Annotated in this window: 13 protein-coding genes; 2 read left to right on the top strand and 11 right to left on the bottom strand. The window is 74.4% G+C overall.

Annotation, left to right across the window (positions count from 1 at the left end):
• Window positions 1-38 precede the first annotated feature (38 nt).
• Both AB0F01_RS03485 and AB0F01_RS03490 read left to right on the top strand, forming a co-directional pair.
• Complete coding sequence (locus AB0F01_RS03485) at window positions 39-719, top strand: hypothetical protein (protein ID WP_362089486.1); 681 nt, start codon at window positions 39-41, stop codon at window positions 717-719.
• A complete protein-coding gene (locus tag AB0F01_RS03490; RefSeq protein ID WP_362089488.1) occupies window positions 716-2,179 on the top strand; it encodes a lipopolysaccharide kinase InaA family protein in 1,464 nt (487 codons plus the stop codon). The genes AB0F01_RS03485 and AB0F01_RS03490 overlap by 4 nt, the downstream gene beginning before the upstream one ends.
• Before the next feature lie 39 nt (window positions 2,180-2,218).
• Here AB0F01_RS03490 and AB0F01_RS03495 read toward each other — a convergent pair whose 3' ends face one another.
• The 11 genes from AB0F01_RS03495 to AB0F01_RS03545 all read right to left on the bottom strand — a co-directional run bounded on the left by AB0F01_RS03495 (window position 2,219) and on the right by AB0F01_RS03545 (window position 16,970).
• Complete coding sequence (locus AB0F01_RS03495; protein WP_362089489.1) at window positions 2,219-6,643, bottom strand: hypothetical protein; 4,425 nt, start codon at window positions 6,641-6,643, stop codon at window positions 2,219-2,221.
• Between the two features lie 5 nt (window positions 6,644-6,648).
• Window positions 6,649-7,746 (bottom strand): effector-associated domain EAD1-containing protein, encoded by a 1,098-nt coding sequence (locus AB0F01_RS03500; RefSeq protein WP_362089491.1) that lies wholly within the window; start codon window positions 7,744-7,746, stop codon window positions 6,649-6,651.
• 4 nt (window positions 7,747-7,750) lie between these two features.
• Complete coding sequence (locus AB0F01_RS03505) at window positions 7,751-8,785, bottom strand: trypsin-like peptidase domain-containing protein (RefSeq protein WP_362089492.1); 1,035 nt, start codon at window positions 8,783-8,785, stop codon at window positions 7,751-7,753.
• A gap of 47 nt (window positions 8,786-8,832) precedes the next feature.
• Window positions 8,833-10,143: an alpha/beta hydrolase gene (locus tag AB0F01_RS03510; RefSeq protein ID WP_362089493.1), complete on the bottom strand. Its 1,311-nt coding sequence runs from the start codon at window positions 10,141-10,143 to the stop codon at window positions 8,833-8,835.
• 208 nt (window positions 10,144-10,351) lie between these two features.
• Entirely contained in the window at window positions 10,352-11,473 is a 1,122-nt protein-coding gene (gene tgmC, locus AB0F01_RS03515; protein WP_362089495.1) for an ATP-grasp peptide maturase system methyltransferase, read from the bottom strand.
• Entirely contained in the window at window positions 11,473-12,423 is a 951-nt protein-coding gene (gene tgmB / locus AB0F01_RS03520; protein WP_362089497.1) for an ATP-grasp ribosomal peptide maturase, read from the bottom strand. Before tgmB ends, tgmC begins: the two co-directional genes overlap by 1 nt.
• Window positions 12,420-12,629, bottom strand: a complete 210-nt coding sequence (gene tgmA, locus AB0F01_RS03525; RefSeq protein ID WP_362089499.1) for a putative ATP-grasp-modified RiPP — start codon at window positions 12,627-12,629, stop codon at window positions 12,420-12,422. The genes tgmB and tgmA overlap by 4 nt, the downstream gene beginning before the upstream one ends.
• Window positions 12,630-12,958: 329 nt before the next feature.
• Entirely contained in the window at window positions 12,959-13,456 is a 498-nt protein-coding gene (locus AB0F01_RS03530; protein ID WP_362089501.1) for a DUF6415 family natural product biosynthesis protein, read from the bottom strand.
• A complete protein-coding gene (locus tag AB0F01_RS03535; protein ID WP_362089503.1) occupies window positions 13,453-13,644 on the bottom strand; it encodes a hypothetical protein in 192 nt (63 codons plus the stop codon). Before AB0F01_RS03535 ends, AB0F01_RS03530 begins: the two co-directional genes overlap by 4 nt.
• A gap of 122 nt (window positions 13,645-13,766) precedes the next feature.
• Entirely contained in the window at window positions 13,767-15,017 is a 1,251-nt protein-coding gene (locus AB0F01_RS03540; protein WP_362090221.1) for a helix-turn-helix transcriptional regulator, read from the bottom strand.
• A 291-nt stretch (window positions 15,018-15,308) separates the two neighbouring features.
• Entirely contained in the window at window positions 15,309-16,970 is a 1,662-nt protein-coding gene (locus AB0F01_RS03545) for a ComEC/Rec2 family competence protein (protein WP_362089505.1), read from the bottom strand.
• Window positions 16,971-17,000 lie beyond the last annotated feature (30 nt).

The raw sequence follows: 17,000 nt of genomic DNA on the forward strand, positions 1-17,000 counted from the left end.
AGGACGCGGCCCATACGGCTGTGCCTGCGCCGGGAGGCGTGGGCGAGGCCCGCCTGGCCGTGGCGGACGGCAGCAGCGGCTCGGCGGAAAGCGGCTGGTGGGCACGGCAGTTGACGCGTGACCTGTGCGCGGCCCCCGGCCGGGCCTTCCGGGACGGCCAGGCGTTCCAGGACGTCGTCGCCCTCGCCGCCCTGCGGTGGCCCAGCCACCGCAGGGCCGTGGCCGGGAGCAGGCGGCAGCTCTCGCTGCCGTGGCTGGCCGCCCAGCGCACGGCGAACGGACCGGCCTCGGCCCTCCTGGGCGTCCGCCTGCTCCCGCCCGCCGCCCCCACCGGCCCCGGCGGACCGGTCAGCGGGGTGTGGCAGGCGGTGGCGGTCGGGGACACGTGCCTGTTCCAGGTCCGGGCCGGCCGGCTGGTGAGTTCGGTCTGCCGGCTCACCCGGGTGCCGCAGCTGGTCAGGGTGCGCGGTGTCGTGCCCCCTCCCGGCCCGGTGCTCCGGGAGGGCGGCTGGGAGGAGGGAGACGTGTTCTACCTGACGACCGACGCCCTGACCCGCTGGTGGGTCCGCCTCGCCGGGGACGGCGGCCGGCCGTGGGAGACCGCCGAGGAGCTGTGCGCCGCCCCGGACCGGTTCGCCGGCTGGGTGGAGGCCCAGCGCGACCGGCGGGCGCTGCAGGACGACGACGTGACGCTGCTCAGAGCGGAGTGCCGGCCGTGACCGCGCCGCCGGTGGGGCGCCCCACCCTCGCCGAGTACCAGGCGGCTGTGGCCCGGCTCGGCCAGTGCGGTGACGACCCCCTGCTCAAGCGGTGCCGGCCCGAGCTCGGCGCGGACGGCCTGCCCGGCGCGGACGGCGGGTCCTTCGGCGCGGTCTACCGGCTGCACGACCCGCTGTACGGGCAGGACTGGGCGCTGAAGTGCTTCCTGCGGGCCGAACCCGACCGTGATCACCGGTACCGCGCGATCGCCGCCTGTCTGGCGGGCGCCCCGGGCACCTGGCGGACGGAGGTCCGTTACCTGGAGAAGGGGCTGTGGGCGCGGGAGCGGTGGTGGCCGGTGGTGCTCATGGAGTGGGTGACGGGGGCGCGCCTGACCGACTGGATCGACGCGCTGCTCGACGAACGGCCGGAGCAGGCGGGTGCCGAACTGCGGCGTCTGGCGCACCGGTTCGCCGGCGCCGTCCACCGTATGCACCGGTCCGGGATCAGTCACGGCGATCTGCAGAGCGGCAACGTGCTGGTGACCTCCGACACGCAGGTGCGGTTCGTGGACTACGACGCGATGACCGTTCCCGCCTGGTCGGCCCGGCCGCGCGAGGACGGGCACCCCGACTTCCGCCTGCCGCGCGAGACGGAGCGGGGGCCGGACGGCGCCACCGCGATGCGGCACACGGCGAGCAGTCCGACCCGGGTCCCGTTCCACGATCGGGCGGCGCTCATGGCGCTGCACCGGGACCGCTTCCCCTCGCACGTCATCCACGCCTCGCTGGTGATGCTCAGTCACGACCTGTCGCTCTGGGAGAGGCTCCACCAGCCGGGCGCCGACCACCTGCTGGTGTCCCGTACGGACTTCCGTGACCCGGCCGGGTCGGAGCGCTGGCCCGTCCTGCTCGACCACCGGCGCCAGGAGGTCCGTTCCACGGCGCGCAGGCTGAGGGATCTGCTCGACACCCCTGCCGACCGGCAGCCCGATCTGGAACCGCAGCCCGAGGTCACCCCGGCGACGAGCGTGCGGACGGGCATGATGTGGCGCTCCGGTACCGGTGCCCCGGCCTCGACGCTGCCCTTCCTGGACCTCGGCCTGCTCGGGGAGCACGCCAGGGCCGGGGCGGCGGGCGTCCCCCGGTCACCGGGCCGCCCGCAACCGCCGGACGGCCCGGAACCGCCGGGCGCCCCCGATCCGTCGGGTGCCCCCGATCCGTCGGGGGTCCCGGACCACCCGGGTGTCCTGAAGGCGTCGGGCGGCCGGCGTTCGGCGGGCCCGGCGGGGGACGCCGCCGCCCTCGCCGGGGCCGGCAGCGTGTCCGGTCCGCCCGACGACCGTTCCGAGCACTCCCCGGCGTCCTTCCGCCCCTTCCCGCTGCCGATGTGGCAGGTCGTCACGGCCGGGGGCGTCCTGTTCGTGCTCCTGGCCACCGTCGTGTTCGTGATCGTCATGAGTCTGGACCCCGCCCGCTGACCCCGCGTCCCCCGGCCGCTCCTGCGAAGGGTCCCGGGGTCAGTCGTCCGCCGGGTACTCGACCGCGACGACCAGGGCGCTCGCGGACAGCCCGCCCGCCTGGGCGACGATCTGGTAGAAGCCGGGGGTGTGCACGCGGGCCCACGCCGTCGAGGTGCCGGGCTGCCCCATCACGGGGGCCGGATGCATGCGCGCCACCACCTCACCGGTCTCGGCGTGCACCAGCCGGCAGGCGAGGGCGCTCGTCTGCGCGCCGGTGACGGTGAGGCTCCAGTCCCGGTCCACGACGACCTCGGGCGGCGCGGTGATGCCGAAGGACGGCGCGAGGGAGGCGACATCGGCCGGGGCGTCCGGTCCACCGGATGCCGGCCGGTCCGTCAGGATCTCCCGGATCAGGTTGATCACCGTGGCGCTGGTGGCGAGCGAGTTGTGATGCCCCACGACGGGCCGGTACGCGGCCGGGCCGGTCGGCCAGGCGGACCGCGTCGGCACCACGCCGTCACCGCCCTCGTCCACCAGCACCGGCTGCCCCTGTCCGTCGCGCAGCGGCGTCCCGTCGTCGCGCAGACGTGGCACGTCGGTGAAGAACTGCACCGTGCCGTCCTGGAAGGCCATGCTCTGCGGGGTGGCCTGCTCCGTGCCGGCGACGGCGTGCACCCGCCACGTGGCCAGGGACCTCCGGCTGCGCGCCTCCTCCGCCGCCTCGGCGAGCTCCGCGTCCCCGCCGACCGCGGCGACATCGGCGGGCGTGAGCCGGCGCAGCCCTCCGTCGGGTGTCCGCACGCACCGGGTGCCGGGCAGCAGGTCGTACAGGCCGGGCATGGTGCGCGCGGCCGGGCCGAGGGGGTTGCGCAGCGTCCGCCGCCGGCCCGGGGCGGCCAGCAGCCGCAGGACGCCCGGCATGCCGTGGAAGGGGGTGCCGACCGTGATGACGTCCCGGGTCCGCGCCGCCAGTTCCGGGGAGGCCGCCAGGGCCGCCTGGACGACGAGGCCGCCCATGGAGTGCGCGACCAGCACCAGCTTCGGCCGGTCGGTGGGCGACCGGACCGCGGACGCCCGCCGGGCCGGGTGGGCCTTCCACCGCGCCAGGTGCCGCAGCGCGGCCTCGGTGAAGTGGCGCGCGGTGTCCGCCACCGACAGCCGCCAGTCGTAGGGGTGTTCCAGCACCGCGTCGTCGTGCAGCACCACGGAGCGGATGCCCTCGACGAGGCCGTGGTACGGAGCCTGGCCGCCCACCAGCGGCAGCCACGCGAGTTCCGGGAGCAGCCCCTGGGCCCTCAGGCGCCGGGTGCGCCCCTCGCGCTCCGCCCGCGTCACCGTGAGGGCGGAGCGCGCGGGGGCGCGGCGGCCGGTGCTCGGCAGACCCCCCGTGAGCTGGGGCAGGGTGGTCGAGGCGAGCAAGAGCAGGAAGCCGGCCCCCGGCCAGACGGTCCTGCCGTCTCCGTCGGCCTCCACCAGGGTGCTCCCCCCGATGCCCGGCAGGACGATCACCGCGTCCCCGCTGTAGGGGCGGTCCACCTCGTGCCGGTAGGAGTCGATGAGGGTCCGGTGCCACCGAGCGACGCTGTCGCCGGAGGTGGCCACATAGTCGCCGATGGCGGCCCCCCGCCCCACGCTGCTCACACTGCCCCCGCTGCCGGCCACCGCCTCGAACGGCCCCGCCGACGGGTCGGTCTCCGCCGCTCTCCTGGGCACCGCCCTCCCCGGGGCGCCGTCCCCCGGCCGCACCGGCTCGGGGCGCGGGGTGGCGACGACCTCCCCGGTGAGCGAACCGAGCCGGGCGTCGTCGGTGCCCTCGCTCCCGCCGACGCCCAGGGACCTCGCCGTGTCGGTCACCAGGCGCGGCATCGCGTCGCCGATCTCGGCGGCCAGTTCGCGGATCAGCAGGGGGTGACGCCGATGGGCCCGCAGGGTCAGCGCGTCGACGCGCGCCAGGGTGTCCTCCCGCAGGCGGATCGCCTCCGGGCTGTCGGAGGTTCCCGCACGCCGGTGGGCCCGCAGCTGCGCGGCGGCCACCGACAGCAGCCGGATCTCCCCGCCCGGCCGGTCGATGACGCGGCGGGCCTGGGCCAGCAGATGCAAGGCGTCGTCGAAGCGGCCCAGGTCCTCGCAGGCCCGCGCTCCGAGCAGGGCCACGTCGACGAAGACGTCGGGGTCGGGTGCCCGCCGCGCCAGCGTCCGGGCCCCGTCGAGCATGAAGTAGGCGTCCGCGGGGCGGCGCTGGGCCATGCGGGCCCGCATTCCGAGCAGTGTCAGGTCCAGGTCGCCTGCCACCAGGTGCCGGCGTTCGCCGAGCACGCGGACCACCCCGTCGGGGTCGTCCGCCGCCAGCAGTTCCAGACCCACGCGTGCCGCCTGGCGGCGCCAGGTGTCGTCGTCCGCCTCGGCCCGCAGCAGGGCCGTCGCCGTGGTGCCGAGGCGTTCCATGAGGTAGCTCTGGGCGCGCGGCGGCAACTCGTCCATCGCGCTCTCCAGCGCGGGCCCCGCCTCGTCGGTCCACCGCTCGTCCAGGGTGCGCGTCGCCTGGGCCAGCGCCAGCCGGTGGTACAGCTCCTCCACCCTGATCTCCGCCCGGAGCCGTCCGGGGGCGTCCCGCCTGCCGAGCCGCTCGTAGTGGCGCACGGCCCGGCGGTGGATCCGGTCCATGGTCCGGCGGTGCTCGACGCGGATCATGGGCAGCATGATCCGGCGGACGTCGCTGCGGTGCACCGCGGCGTCCCGGTCGGGCACCTCCTGCACCAGGGTGGCTTCGGCCACGAAGGCCTCGAACAGCCGTCGGGCCCGCTCGTCGTCCACCCGTCCCAGACCGCACGGCTCGGCCAGCACGTCACGGATGATCTCCGGACTGAGGACGCGGACGGCGAGGCCGGGGCTGGCGAGGCGGCGCAGGTCCGGGTCCTCCAGGTGGTCGAGGATGCGCCGGTAGAGGACTCCCTGCAGGGTCTCGGCACCCACCTCGGACAGGAGTTCCGCGCGCAGCTGTCCCTCGGTCAGGGTGCCGGCACCGTCCCGCCGGATCAGGGCGGCGGCCAGTTTCAGGTTGAGCGGGCTGGTGCCGACGATGTCCAGGACCTCGTCGAGGTCGAGTACGGGTCCGTCGCCGTCCGTGGCGTCGGCGCCGTCCGTCAGCCGTTGGTGCAGGAAGGCACGGGCGGTCCCGGGGTCGAACCCCGTCAGCGGCAGTTCCTCGAACGCGTCGTTCGCGAAGGGCGCCCGGCCCGCGGCCAGCACCCGGAGGCCCGGGTGGGCCCGGTGCAGCAGGTGCAGGAAGTCCAGCAGCCGCCGCACGGCGACCGGCCCGCTGCGCTGGACGTGCTCGACGGCGTCCAGGGCGAGCAGCCACCGCGCCCCGGTGTCGCCGGTGATCGAGGTGACGAGGGCCGCCAGGGCGTCGACCAGGGTCTGTTCGTCGCGCCGCCGGGCGGTGCGGCCGCCGAGGGAGCCCTCCTCCGACCCGCTGAGGCGGTCGGCGGCCAGGGTGACCTCCAGCTCTCCGGCCAGCTCCGCTGACTCCCGGGTGAACTCCGGGTACAGCAAGCCCAGTTGGCGGACCACCTCGGCCGCCAGGGTGAGCGGTCTCACGGCGACCAGGTCGTGCCGGTCGAAGGTGAGGTAGAGGCAGGGGGCGCGGCCGGGAGCCCGGTGCGCCGGCCGCCGGGAGCCGGCCTCGCGGTCCAGGACGAAGCGGGCGAGCAGGGTCGACTTGCCGACCCCGCCGGGCCCTTGCACGAACAGCCACCGTCCGCGGGCCGCGCCGCGGGACGTCCCGCGCCCGGGCACGGCGCTCGGGCCGTCCGCCGCATCATCGGCCCGGTCGCCCCGGCCCCGCCCGCCGGCCGGGCCCCTCCCGCCGGCCGGGTCCCGGGTGCCGCCGGGCGGGGCGCCGGGCCCGTCGAGCAGGGCGTCGAGCCGGGCGAGTTCCTCCCGCCGCCCGGTGAAGGTGGCATCGGCCAGGGCGTGCAGGGGCTGCAGCAGACGCGCACGCCCCATGGCCCGTTCGACGGCGTGGGGCTCGGGCAGGACGACCCCCTCCCGGGCCAGGCCCGCGCGGGCCAGCGGGGCGTCCTCGAACCAGCCGACCACCGTCAGTGCGGTGTACAGCTCGTCGTAGCCCTGGGCGCTCAGGGGCGGGGCGGCCCTCCTGAGCAGACGTTCGCTCCACGCCCGCGCGGGGTCCCCGGCGTCGGGCGCCGCCACGGCCGCCGACAACAGCCGGTCACGGGTGCCCAGTTCGTCCAGGGTGCGGGCCCGGACGTCCCGGTCCAGGCACCAGCGGCGGCCCCGGGACGTCGTGATGCGCAGGCAGTCCTCCAGGAGGAAGTCCTGCAGGGCCGCGTCCGCCTCCCGGGGCCCGGCCAGGTCGCGGGCGGTGAACGAGCCCAGCAGGACGGTGCGTTCCCGCAGCGAGTGACGGTCCGCGGCCGTCCGCTCCGGAACCCCGCCCCCGGGTGGTGTGCCCGTCACGTGGCTCACCGCCCCCGGCCGTACTGCTCGCGGGCCCAGGAGGCGGCCGCGACCTGGAGCCTGTCGGGCACCGGCAGGGGGGCGTCGGCGACGACGTCACCGCCTCCGGCGCTGTTGCTCAGTTCGTTGGCGAGCCCGAGGACCTCCTCGTCGTCCGCCGGGCGGCCGGCCTCTCGGGTGACCGCCGCCACGTACGCGTGCAGGTCCCGGCCGAGGAGGGGCCCGAACTCCTCGTGCGAGACGTAGGGGTACAGGTCGGACGGCAGCCAGCCGTCGTAGGCCAGCAGCACGATGCGGAGCCGGTCGGCCATCTCGTCCTCGACGACGGCCGTCACCAGCCGCGTCAGGGCCCGGAGGGCGGGCTCGGTGAAGCGCACGGACTCGGAGTCGTCGATCACCAGCCAGTGCCCGTCCTTGGCGTCGCAGCCGTCCCGGGCCCCGTTCATCTGGTGCTCGATCAGGTGCACCAGGCGGCGGGCCTGGCTGTCCTCCGAGGTGTGCGGATCGATCGTCAGGGGCCACCCGAACAGTTCTTGAAGGGTGTCCGCGATGTCCTTGACCCGGGCGGGAGAGAGGTAGTCGCTCATGCGGATGCGGCGGCAGTCGACCCGGTGGCTGCCCAGGACGTGGGCGATCAGGTACCAGCCGTGCGTCCGGCCGACGCGTCGCGGCCCCTGTACGGCCAGCACCCGTTTCCCCTCGCCGGTGACCATCTGGTGCAGTGTGCTCCGGAACGACACCCGGTTGAAGAAGGCACGCTGCCGGTTGCTGACCAGATGGGCCGCGCTGGGCTCCGCCTCCGGCGCCGAGGGCTCCTCGGTCAGCAGGTACTCGAAGACCGGGTACGCGGCGGTGTTGACGTCCGACGCGGCCCGCGCCACCAGGGTGCGCAGGTGGCCCCCGGCGGCGGCCTTCTCCAACGCCTCCGGCCACACGTCCGCCATGCAGGTGTCCCAGTGGATGTCGGCCGCCCTCAGCCCCGCGCCGACGATCAGCTCACGGGCGGTCCGCCTCTCCGGGTACACGGCGGTGAGTGCCTTGAGGAGTTCCTTGGCGCGTTTGTCGTCGAGGTGGAACGCGCCTTCGTCGAGCAACGCGGTCATCGGCTCACACCAGCGCCTTCCGGACGAGCCCTTCGACGACCCGCTCGATCCGGATCCCCTCGTTGCGGAACTCGGCGGGCTGGTCCGCCCCGCCGATCCGCCGCCACCGGCGGTGCAGCGCGACCGGCCGCCAATGGTCGTCGAAGACCGGCGAGCCGGACGAGCCCTTCTCCGTGTCGGTCCAGTACTGGATCACCGTGTCGTCCACGTACCGCACCACGTTGTGCCGGGCGGCGAGCTTCTTCACGGCACCGTTCGGGTGCTGGATGATGTACACCCGGTCGTCGACCGCCACTTCGGCACGGTCCGTCAGGGACACCCGGACGGCGTCCTCCGGCAGTCCCTCGGCGGCCCGCACCACCGCCCAGTCGGGTCCCGCCTCGCCCACGGCGGACGCCGGGTCGCAGGGCACCACCCGGTGCTCCCGGACCCGCCCGTCGAGGTCGGCCTCGTACCCGAACCACGCCTCCACTGCGGACGGTGCCCGTCCCTCGGCGTCGAACAGCACGTGGTGGTTGGTCAGCAGCAGGTCGTCGGTGATCCGGAACCCGGTGCCGTGGTACGGGGACCCGTCGGCCGACGTGACGAGCAGGCGGCACACCGCGGTGGCCATGCGCGTCCCCCTGCGCAGGAAGTCCACGTCCTGCAAGGTGCTGGACCGGAAGATCTGCCGCTCCTGGGCGTCGGGGTCCGTGAAGTGCGCGAAGTCGTCCGGCCCGTCCCGGCTCCCGGTGGCCGCGAGGACCGGACGCGCGTCGAGCAGTTCCCGGACGCGGTCGCCGGCGGCGCGGTCCGGGCCGGCGACGACGGCCTCCAGCAGGGGCCGCAGTCGCTTCTGGTTGCTCGCCACCTCGATGAGGTCGAACCAGACCGTCATGACGGGGCGTTCCCAGTCGACGTACCCGGTGTGCACCCCGGCCGCCTTGGCGAGTTGTTCGGCCCGGCCCGGCCGGTCGTACACCGCGGCCAGCAGGTCGCGCAGTTCCAGCGCACCGGGCGCGGTCCAGTCGAAGGGCACGTGGTCCACGAAGTGGGTCATGGTCTCTTCACTCGTTGTCGCTCGTGGGCGGTGTCCGCCGGGAAGGATCACTTCTGCGGCTGGAACGCCCAGTGGTCGCCGGCCGTGTGCGGGACCCGGGTGAGTCCGTAGCGCTGAGCGGGCCGGTGCCCGTGCCGGATCAGCCCGTGGAGGTCGGCGAGCACCGACGTGTGGTGGCCCACGTAGGAGTGGCCGAGGAGGTCGGCGCCGAGCGCGGTGACGTCGACGGTGTCCAGCCCCGGCGCGACGATCACCGACCGGCCGGCCTGCCCGGCGCGGGGGAAGTCCGCCAGCCCGCGGGCCGCGGCGAGCGCCCGGTCCCGGTCGGAGACGTACAGGGTGCAGGTCTCGGCCTGGCTCGACGCGGCGGGCAGCCGTTGCCGGAACACGTCACTGTCGACGTCGGGAGCGGCGAACACGACGTGTCCCAGCCGCCCGGAGCCCGCCGGCAGGGCGGTGGTGTCCAGGCCGGCGAGTCCCGCGGTGAGCACCCGGTTGCCCATGCTGTGCGCGACGACGTGCGTCCGGCGCACGCCCGTGCGGGTGAGCAGCGCCCGCAGGAAATCCTGGAAGTGGGGCACGGCCCGGGCCGCGGCCGCCCCGTCCGCCACGTAGTCGTGAACGGCACCCTTCGACGCCCAGCTGTAGAGCGCGACCACACCGGTGAAGTTGAGGTCGTAGGCGATCTGCGCGGCCTGCCGCACGGCGGCGGGGAATCCGACGTTGTAGCCGTGCACGAAGACCAGCGCCTCCCGGTCCGTGCCCTGGTCGAGCTGCTCGCGCACCTGCGCGGCGAAGGTGTCCGCGTCCAGCGGCTCGGGCGGGCCGACGACCAGATCGCGCTCCGGGTCCGGCCGGAACTGCAGGCGCCACCAGCGGGGTTTGGTCACCGCGCCGACGGGCCGGTCGTCCGGCACGCTCACCGTGGCCCTGCCCTGCGACAGTTCCCCGCGCCGCGCTCCGTAGCGGATCCCGTCCCGCTTCGGGGCGTCCTCCCGGGCGCGGTCGGTGGCGTACATGACGGGCACCAGCAGCGCGCGCCGGAACTCGGTCCAGTACGCGGGTGCCGCCGCGGGCCCGAAGCGTTCCCGCCCGTCGGCGAGCCGGTCGAACTCCTCGTTCAGCCAGGCCCCCAGCGGCGGACGGGCCCGCAGGGCGCTCTCCACGCGCCGCGCCGCGGCCTCGACCGCGTCGAAGTCCTCCGGCGTCCCCCCGTCGTCGCGGCACGCCTGTTCATACGCCCGTAAGCCGTCGAGCACGTCGTCCTCGAGGTCGCTCAGCTCCTCGTCGGCGACCCGTTCCGGCACCTTCGGCCAGATGCCCGCCACCGCCGGCACCAGTGGTCCCCACCGCTCCACTACCCCTCCCCCGGAAGCACCGACGACCCGATTCCGCATCCGGGCCGTCGCACCCGGCAGTTTACGGCGTGTGGCGCACCCCACAGGCCCCTTCGCACGAGACGGCCCCCTCCCGCCTCCCCCGGGGCCGGGACGCCCGACGAGACGACCAGCAGGGGTGCCGGGGAGCGGGGCCGGAGCGGGGCCGAAGCGGGGCGGGTCAGGGCCGTCAGACCTTCGGCCAGGTGATGCTCTGCCCCTCGGGAGTGACGACGATCTCGAAGCGGCCCAGGTCCGGGGAGCCGTCCGCCCGCCAGCGCAGCAGGTGGTCCTCCACCTCGTCCCACAGCCGCCCGGGGCCGCCCTGACGGACGGTCCACTGGCCACCGTCCTGGGTGAGGGCCGCCCAGGCGCCGGCCTCCACGTCGACGAGGACGTGCCGCGTCGTGCCGGCCGGTGTCAGGCTGAGGCGCTGTGCACGCGGGGCCGCCAGCTGGGCCACGAAGCGGGCGTCCCAGTCGTCCAGGGCATCGGCACCGAGCCGGGCCGGCCGCTCCTCCCCGGACTCCAGGTCGGGGAGCATGCCGAGCGGCGGCGGCAGCTGCGGCCGGGCGAGCATGAACGAGACCTGCCCTCCGAGGAACCGGCCGCGGGCCACCCCCTCGTCGTCGACGGTCAGCCGGGCCAGTTCCGAGGCATGCATCCAGCCGCCCACGGTGGCCAGAACGGTGCCGCCCGGCCTGGTCTGCTCGACCCACGTGTGCGGCAGCTCCCGTACCCCGCAGGTCGCCACCAGCCGGTCGTACGGGGCGCCGTCCCTGTGCCCGGCCAGGCCGTCACCGACGACCAGCTCCGGGAAGTAGCCGCACGCGGCCAGGCCGTCACCGGCACGGCGGGACACCTCGGCATCCACGTCCACCGACGTCACCAGCTCGTCTCCGAGCCGGTGGCACAGCAGCCCGGTGGAGTAGCCCGTGCCGGTGCCGATCTCCAGCACCCGGTCGCCGTCCTCCACCCGGAGGTCCTCCAGCATCCGCACGACCAGGCTCGGCAGCGTGCTGGACGAGGTGGGCTCGCGCAGGATCTCACCGCGGATGTCACCGGGCACGACGGTGCCCGCGATCTGGGTGACCAGCGACTCGTCCGCGTAGCAGCGCTCCAGCCAGCCGTCGGTGCCGGCCGGCACCGACCGCCAGGCATCCCCGGAGCGGTCGAAGAAGCCGCCGCGCAGGACCTCGTGCCGGGGCACGGCTTCGACGGCCTGCCGCCACGGCTCGGTACGCAGGGAACCGCCCGCGGCGAGCCGGTCGGCCAGCGCCCGGCGCAGGGCGGCGGACTTCATGGCGGTCATCAGCGGATCGTCCTCTCCAGCAGGTCGGCCATGGCCGCGAGCATCGGCAGGCCGGTCTCGGTCTCCAGCCAGTACCACTGGCCGGCTGGGTTGCACTCCAGGAACCACCATCGGCCCTGGCGGTCGACGGCGAAGTCGAAAGCGCCGAAGACGAGATGGAAGTGGGACAGGTATGCGTGCACGGCCTCGGTGATACCGCGCGGGGGTGTGGTGACGCTGTAGCGCAGGCAGCTGTAGTCGGTGCGCCAGTCCAGCAGGTCCGAGTCGATGCGGACGGCGAAGACCTCGTCGCCGATGACGGTGACCCGCACGTCCGCGGCCTTGTCGACCCGCTGCTGGAACAGGTGCGCCGTCCCGGCCACGCTGTCGTCGATGCCGTCGGCGGCGACCTCGGCGATCTTCACCACGTTGGAGACGCCGTCGACCAGGTACACCGGATTGTGCAGGGGCTTGTAGATGACCGGGCCGTGCCGCTTGATGAAGGCCCTGGCGGCGTCCGGACTGGACGTGATGAGGGTGGGCGGGACCAGGAGGCCGGCCGCCGCCGCGGCCGCCAGGCCGGAGGGCTTGAACTCCGCGTCTCCCACCCGGTGTGGATGATTCACGTACAGGCAGCCGGGCAGCGAGGCGAGTACGCCTCCGAGCCCGTACCGGGCCTGGGTGACGGCGAACTGGGCGTCCTGAGCGCCCAGATGGGGGAAGGCGAAGCCGGACGGGCGCCGGTAGTACAGCGCCCGCACGTTCGCCAGGTCGGCCGTGCGGGACGGAGTGCGAAGGCGCCCCTGCAAGCCGCTCGATGTGATCTCTGCCTCCATCGACAGTGATGCGGGGAAGTCCCCGGAGTCGAGCCGCACGACCGGGATGCCCCGGTCGTGCAGCTCGCTGATCACCACGTCGGCGGTGGGGTCGTACAGGCTGGTGACGACCAGCACCGGACGCGGCTCATTCATTGGTCGCTGTCGCTCCCCGTGTCGCTGTCCTGCGTGGAGCCGTTGCCGTCCGGGCTGGTCCCCGTGGACGGACTGGTGCCGGTGCTGGTGTTGTGCCTCCCCATCTCCATGGCCTGGCCGGTCTCGTCGTAGAACCGGGCGGTCTGGGAGGTCGGGTCGAGCTCGGCGCGCGCGTAGCCAGGCGCCATCGTCGGGTAGGGAGCCATACGGCTGACACCCCACGGGGCGACGGTGGGCACGCCGGACGGAAGCGGCGACGAGACCGGGAAGCGATCAGAGTGCACGAACACGGTTCTTCCTCTCTCCTGCACTGGGAATGAACCCGCCCTCAGGGCCGGGTTTGCCAGGGTTAGGGGTCCTGGCGGGGATCTTCGGAACCCACCCCGCCGGAGGCTTGCGTACTTTCCGACGGGACGGGCGAGACCCTCCCGTCGCAGCTTGAGGACCACGACGGGAGAGACGTTCGAGGGATGCGACCCTGACCCTGCGGTCGCCGTGGGGCCCCGTCACACCAGGGGCGGGGGAAGGGCCGCGGTCAGCGGCTGAAGCGCGCCCTCTTGGCGCATCCGGCGTGGATGAGGGCGGACCGGCCGCCACCGGCGGTGGGCGAGATCTGGTCGTACGGCACGGTGTCGTCGCCGTTCTCGATCGACCGGTCGCAGGCCACGCAGGTGCGGACCGCGGTCAGCGCGTCGTAGTGGTCGCACAGGCAGCGCACCGAGCGGGCGAGCCGTCTCACGCGGGCCACTTCCCCGCTGAGGCCGGCGGCCTCCGGCTCGGTCAGACGCCGGCGGGCCTCACCGACGCCGACGAGCGCCACCTGCGCGGGCACGTCGTCGGCGCCGCGCAGCGCGGCGAGCTGTTCGACGCACGGCATGAGGTCGTTGAGGTTGCGCGTGAAGTCCTGGGCGAACAGGGCCACCAGGCCGTGCCGGGGCAGGGTGACCTGGTCCAGGAACCAGGCGGCGTTGCTGCGCATCGAGCCGATGCCGGTGATAGGGCAGTCGGGGGTCTGCGGCTGGGTGGCGGTCACGAGGTCACCGCCTGGCGGTGGCGGGGGCACCTGCACGGCGGCCAGGCGCAGTTGGCCGGCGGCGCCGTCTCGCCGGTGCCCGCGGATACGACGGTGCCGCGGTCCTCGAGGACCCGGCCGTGCCGGTCCACGCGCAGGACCTGGATGGTCATCCTGACGCCCATTTTCGTCAGGGCTGTACGGTTCATGGTGTCGGCGCTCCTTGCAGCGTTGGCACCCCCGGCGAGGTCTCACCACCTCGTCGGGGACGGACACTTATGAACGTAGGAGCACCAACACCCAACCGCCGACCGTAATCCGGTCGCTACGCTCAGGCAGCAAGGATGCCGATGCGCGAGGCCAGTTCAGCGGCACGACGCCGACGAGCCGCCTGGGTCGACTCGACCTCTTCGAGCAGGATCGCCCGGGCGTAGCCGTTGTAGCGGATCGTGTCCGGCGCGGCCTCGGCAGCCTTCTCCAGCGACGCGACGGCGGTCTCTGGCTGGTTGTCCAGTTGATAGCCGCGGGCCTCTTCGATGCGGTGGCGAGCGCGGCGCGGCCGGGACTTGATGACGTTCTGGTCCGCGCGCGCGGCTTGCCGCACGGACTCGCCGCCCTGGTGGAGCTCCACCGCCACGGTGACGGCGTGCGCGCCCATGATGGCCCTGCTGAAGCTGGTGGCGGGATGGTAGTAGTCGGCAGGCAGGCGCTTGGCCATGTCGTTGGCCTTGTCCCAGTGCCTCCACGCCGTGCCGGTCTCGCGGCGGCGGGCCGCGGTGTATCCGAGCTCGAACTCGAGAGCGCCCGCGATGGCGAGGACATCGTCGGCGGCGTCCGCAAGCAGCGGCTTCAAGTAGGACACCGCCTCCCGGTTCACCGCGTCGGCTGCTTCGAAGTGGCGTGGCCCGCTGTCCCTGTGAGCTTGCGCGAGCAGCCACGAGGCGACACCGATGGCGTGCGGGTCCCCGCTCTCCTGGGCAGCAACCATGCCGCGTTCCGCCACCCGCCACAGCAGGGAGCTGTCCGGCTGGTAGGCGACGAAGAACTGGCTCAGGCTGTAGACCTCCGCGAGGACAGCCTGGGCGCGGCGGCGCTCCGTGCCGGTGTCGGCGTGGCGCACAAGGGCCTGCGCGTCCCGGATCAGGTCCGGCAGCAGCCGACCGATCGCTTCGCGGTGGTTCTTGGACGCGTGCCGCTCCCGCCAGGCTGCGTGCAGCCGTGCCTCGAGGTGCGCGACAGGAGGCGGCTCCGCGCTGCTGGTGAGCGGGAAGCTGTCGACGGCGGCCCTTACGGCAGCCAAGCGGGGGTGCCCTGGGCCGATGAACAGATCGACGTGGGTCTCCGGCCGGCCGGTCAGATCCGCAAGGTCGCGCACCCTCAGCGCTTCGGCGATGCGCATCACCATGTCAAGGCTGGGGGTCTTCTGCTGGCCGTTCTCGATCTTTCGCAGGGTGTGCGGTGACACGCCTACCAGGTCAGCCAGCTGAGTCTGCGTCATGCCGCGGCGCTCACGCAGGATCTGTACTCGCTGACCGAATCGCAGGGAGTCGGCGTATGGATCGGGGGTAGCGTCTCGAGGCATCACGGCCTTGTTCCTCCTCGCAGCTTCGTCACTGCAAGACTAGGGGCAAGGCCGTTTCCTGTGGGCCTTCCGGGCTGAATGCCGGACCACTGCGGGGCAGGTCTCCGACGCGCCTGCACACGAGCATGCATCGAGCCCGGACCGATGCGCGGTTGGGGGTGTCCTGGGCCTCTTGGGAGGGTCTCGGAGGACACCGCCCCGGAAGCGCTGGTCCCTTGAGAAGGGCACTGGTGGGGCGATGGACGCTCACGATGCGCCGTCCTGGCCGACCGAACCGGCCCCGCCCGCTCGTCAGTTCCCCGCCACCCGCAGCTCCTCCCCCGCGCCCACCACCGCCAGGTCCCCCTCCCGGTCCGTGCTCAGCACCTCCGCGCCGCCCGCGCGCAGGGCGGTCACCGTGCTCGGGGCGGGGTGCCCGTAGGGGTTGTCCTCGCCCGCGCTGATCAGCGCCAGCCTCGGTGCCACCCGGCGCAGCAGGGCCGGGTCCTGGTGGGCCGAGCCGTGGTGGGCGACCTTCAGGACGTCGACGCCGCTCAGGGAGCCGGCTGCCGGTGACCGCGCCAGGGCCCGCTGGGCCGGGGGTTCCAGGTCGCCGAGCAGGAGCAGGCGCAGGCCTCCGGTGCGGACGAGGAGGGCGACGCTCGCGTCGTTCGGGCCCTCGGGCACCGGTGCCGGGGGCGGTGGCTGGAACGGCTGTCCGGGTGGGGCCGCGGGAGCGGCCGGCGGGGGCCACACCACCTCCCAGGAGAGTCCGCCGGTGCGTCGCCGTTCCCCGGTGGCGGCCCGGGTGACCGGGATGCGGGCGGCGGCTGCGGTCCGGCGGACGAAGGCGGCCTGCCCGGCGGGTTCCTCCAGCCCCGTGGTCTGGATGGCGCCGACCGAGCGCCCGCGGAGCACTCCGGGCAGGCCGGCCACGTGGTCGGCGTGGAAGTGGGTGAGGACGACGAGCGGCACCTCGGTGACGCCCAGGGAGCGAAGGCAGCGGTCCACCCGGACAGGGTCGGGTCCGGCGTCCACGACGACGCCGGTGTCCTCGCCCGCCGCCAGGACCAGCGCGTCCCCCTGGCCGACGTCGCACATGACCATCCGCCAGCCCGGTGGCGGCCAGCCGGTGATCACCCGGGTCAGCGGGGGCGGCCTCACCACGACCAGGACCAGGAGCAGCGCGCAGAACGCGCACCACCACGGGTGGCCCAGCAGACGGCGGCCGACGAAGAGCACGGCCAGGGTGGCGAGGCCCAGCAGGGCTGCCCCGGCCCAACTGCCCGGCCAGTCCACGCCCGCGCCGGGCAGTGCGGCTCCGGTGCGGGCGATGCCCGCGATCCACTCGGCGGGCCAACCGGCGCACCAGGCCGCCGCCTTGGCCACCGGCATGGCCACCGGGGCGGCGGCCAGGGCCAGGAAGCCCAGCACGGTGGCCGGGGCGAGCCCGGCCTCGGCGAGGAGGTTGCACGGCACCGCGACCAGGCTCACCCGGGCCGACAGCACGGCCACCACGGGCGCGCACACGGCCTGCGCGGCACCGGCGGCGGCCAGCGCCTCCGCGAGCCGGGGCGGGACACCGCGCCGCCGCAGTCCGGCGCTCCAGCGAGGGGCCAGGGTGAGCAGCGCTCCGGTGGCCAGGACGGAGAGCAGGAAGCCGTAACTGCGCGACAGCCACGGGTCGTGGAGGACGAGCAGCAGGACCGCCGCGGCCAGGGCCGGGATCAGGGATCTGCGGCGGCCGGTGGCGAGCGCGAGGAGGGCGACCGAGCCGCAGGCGGCGGCTCGCAGCACGCTCGGGTCGGGGCGGCACACGGTCACGAAGGCGAGGGAGAGCGCGGCGCCGAGCACCGCCGTCCCCCGCAGGGTGAGGCCGAGCCGGGGGGCGAGTCCGCGCCGCTCGGCCTGTTGCGCCAGGCCGGGAGGGCCCAGGAACAGGGCCAGGAGGATCGTGAAGTTGGCGCCGGACAATGTCGTGTAGGGGGGTGCGTTGCTACGCTG

It is taken from the genome of Streptomyces sp. NPDC029526 (assembly GCF_040637405.1).
Classification (GTDB): Bacteria; Actinomycetota; Actinomycetes; order Streptomycetales; family Streptomycetaceae; genus Streptomyces.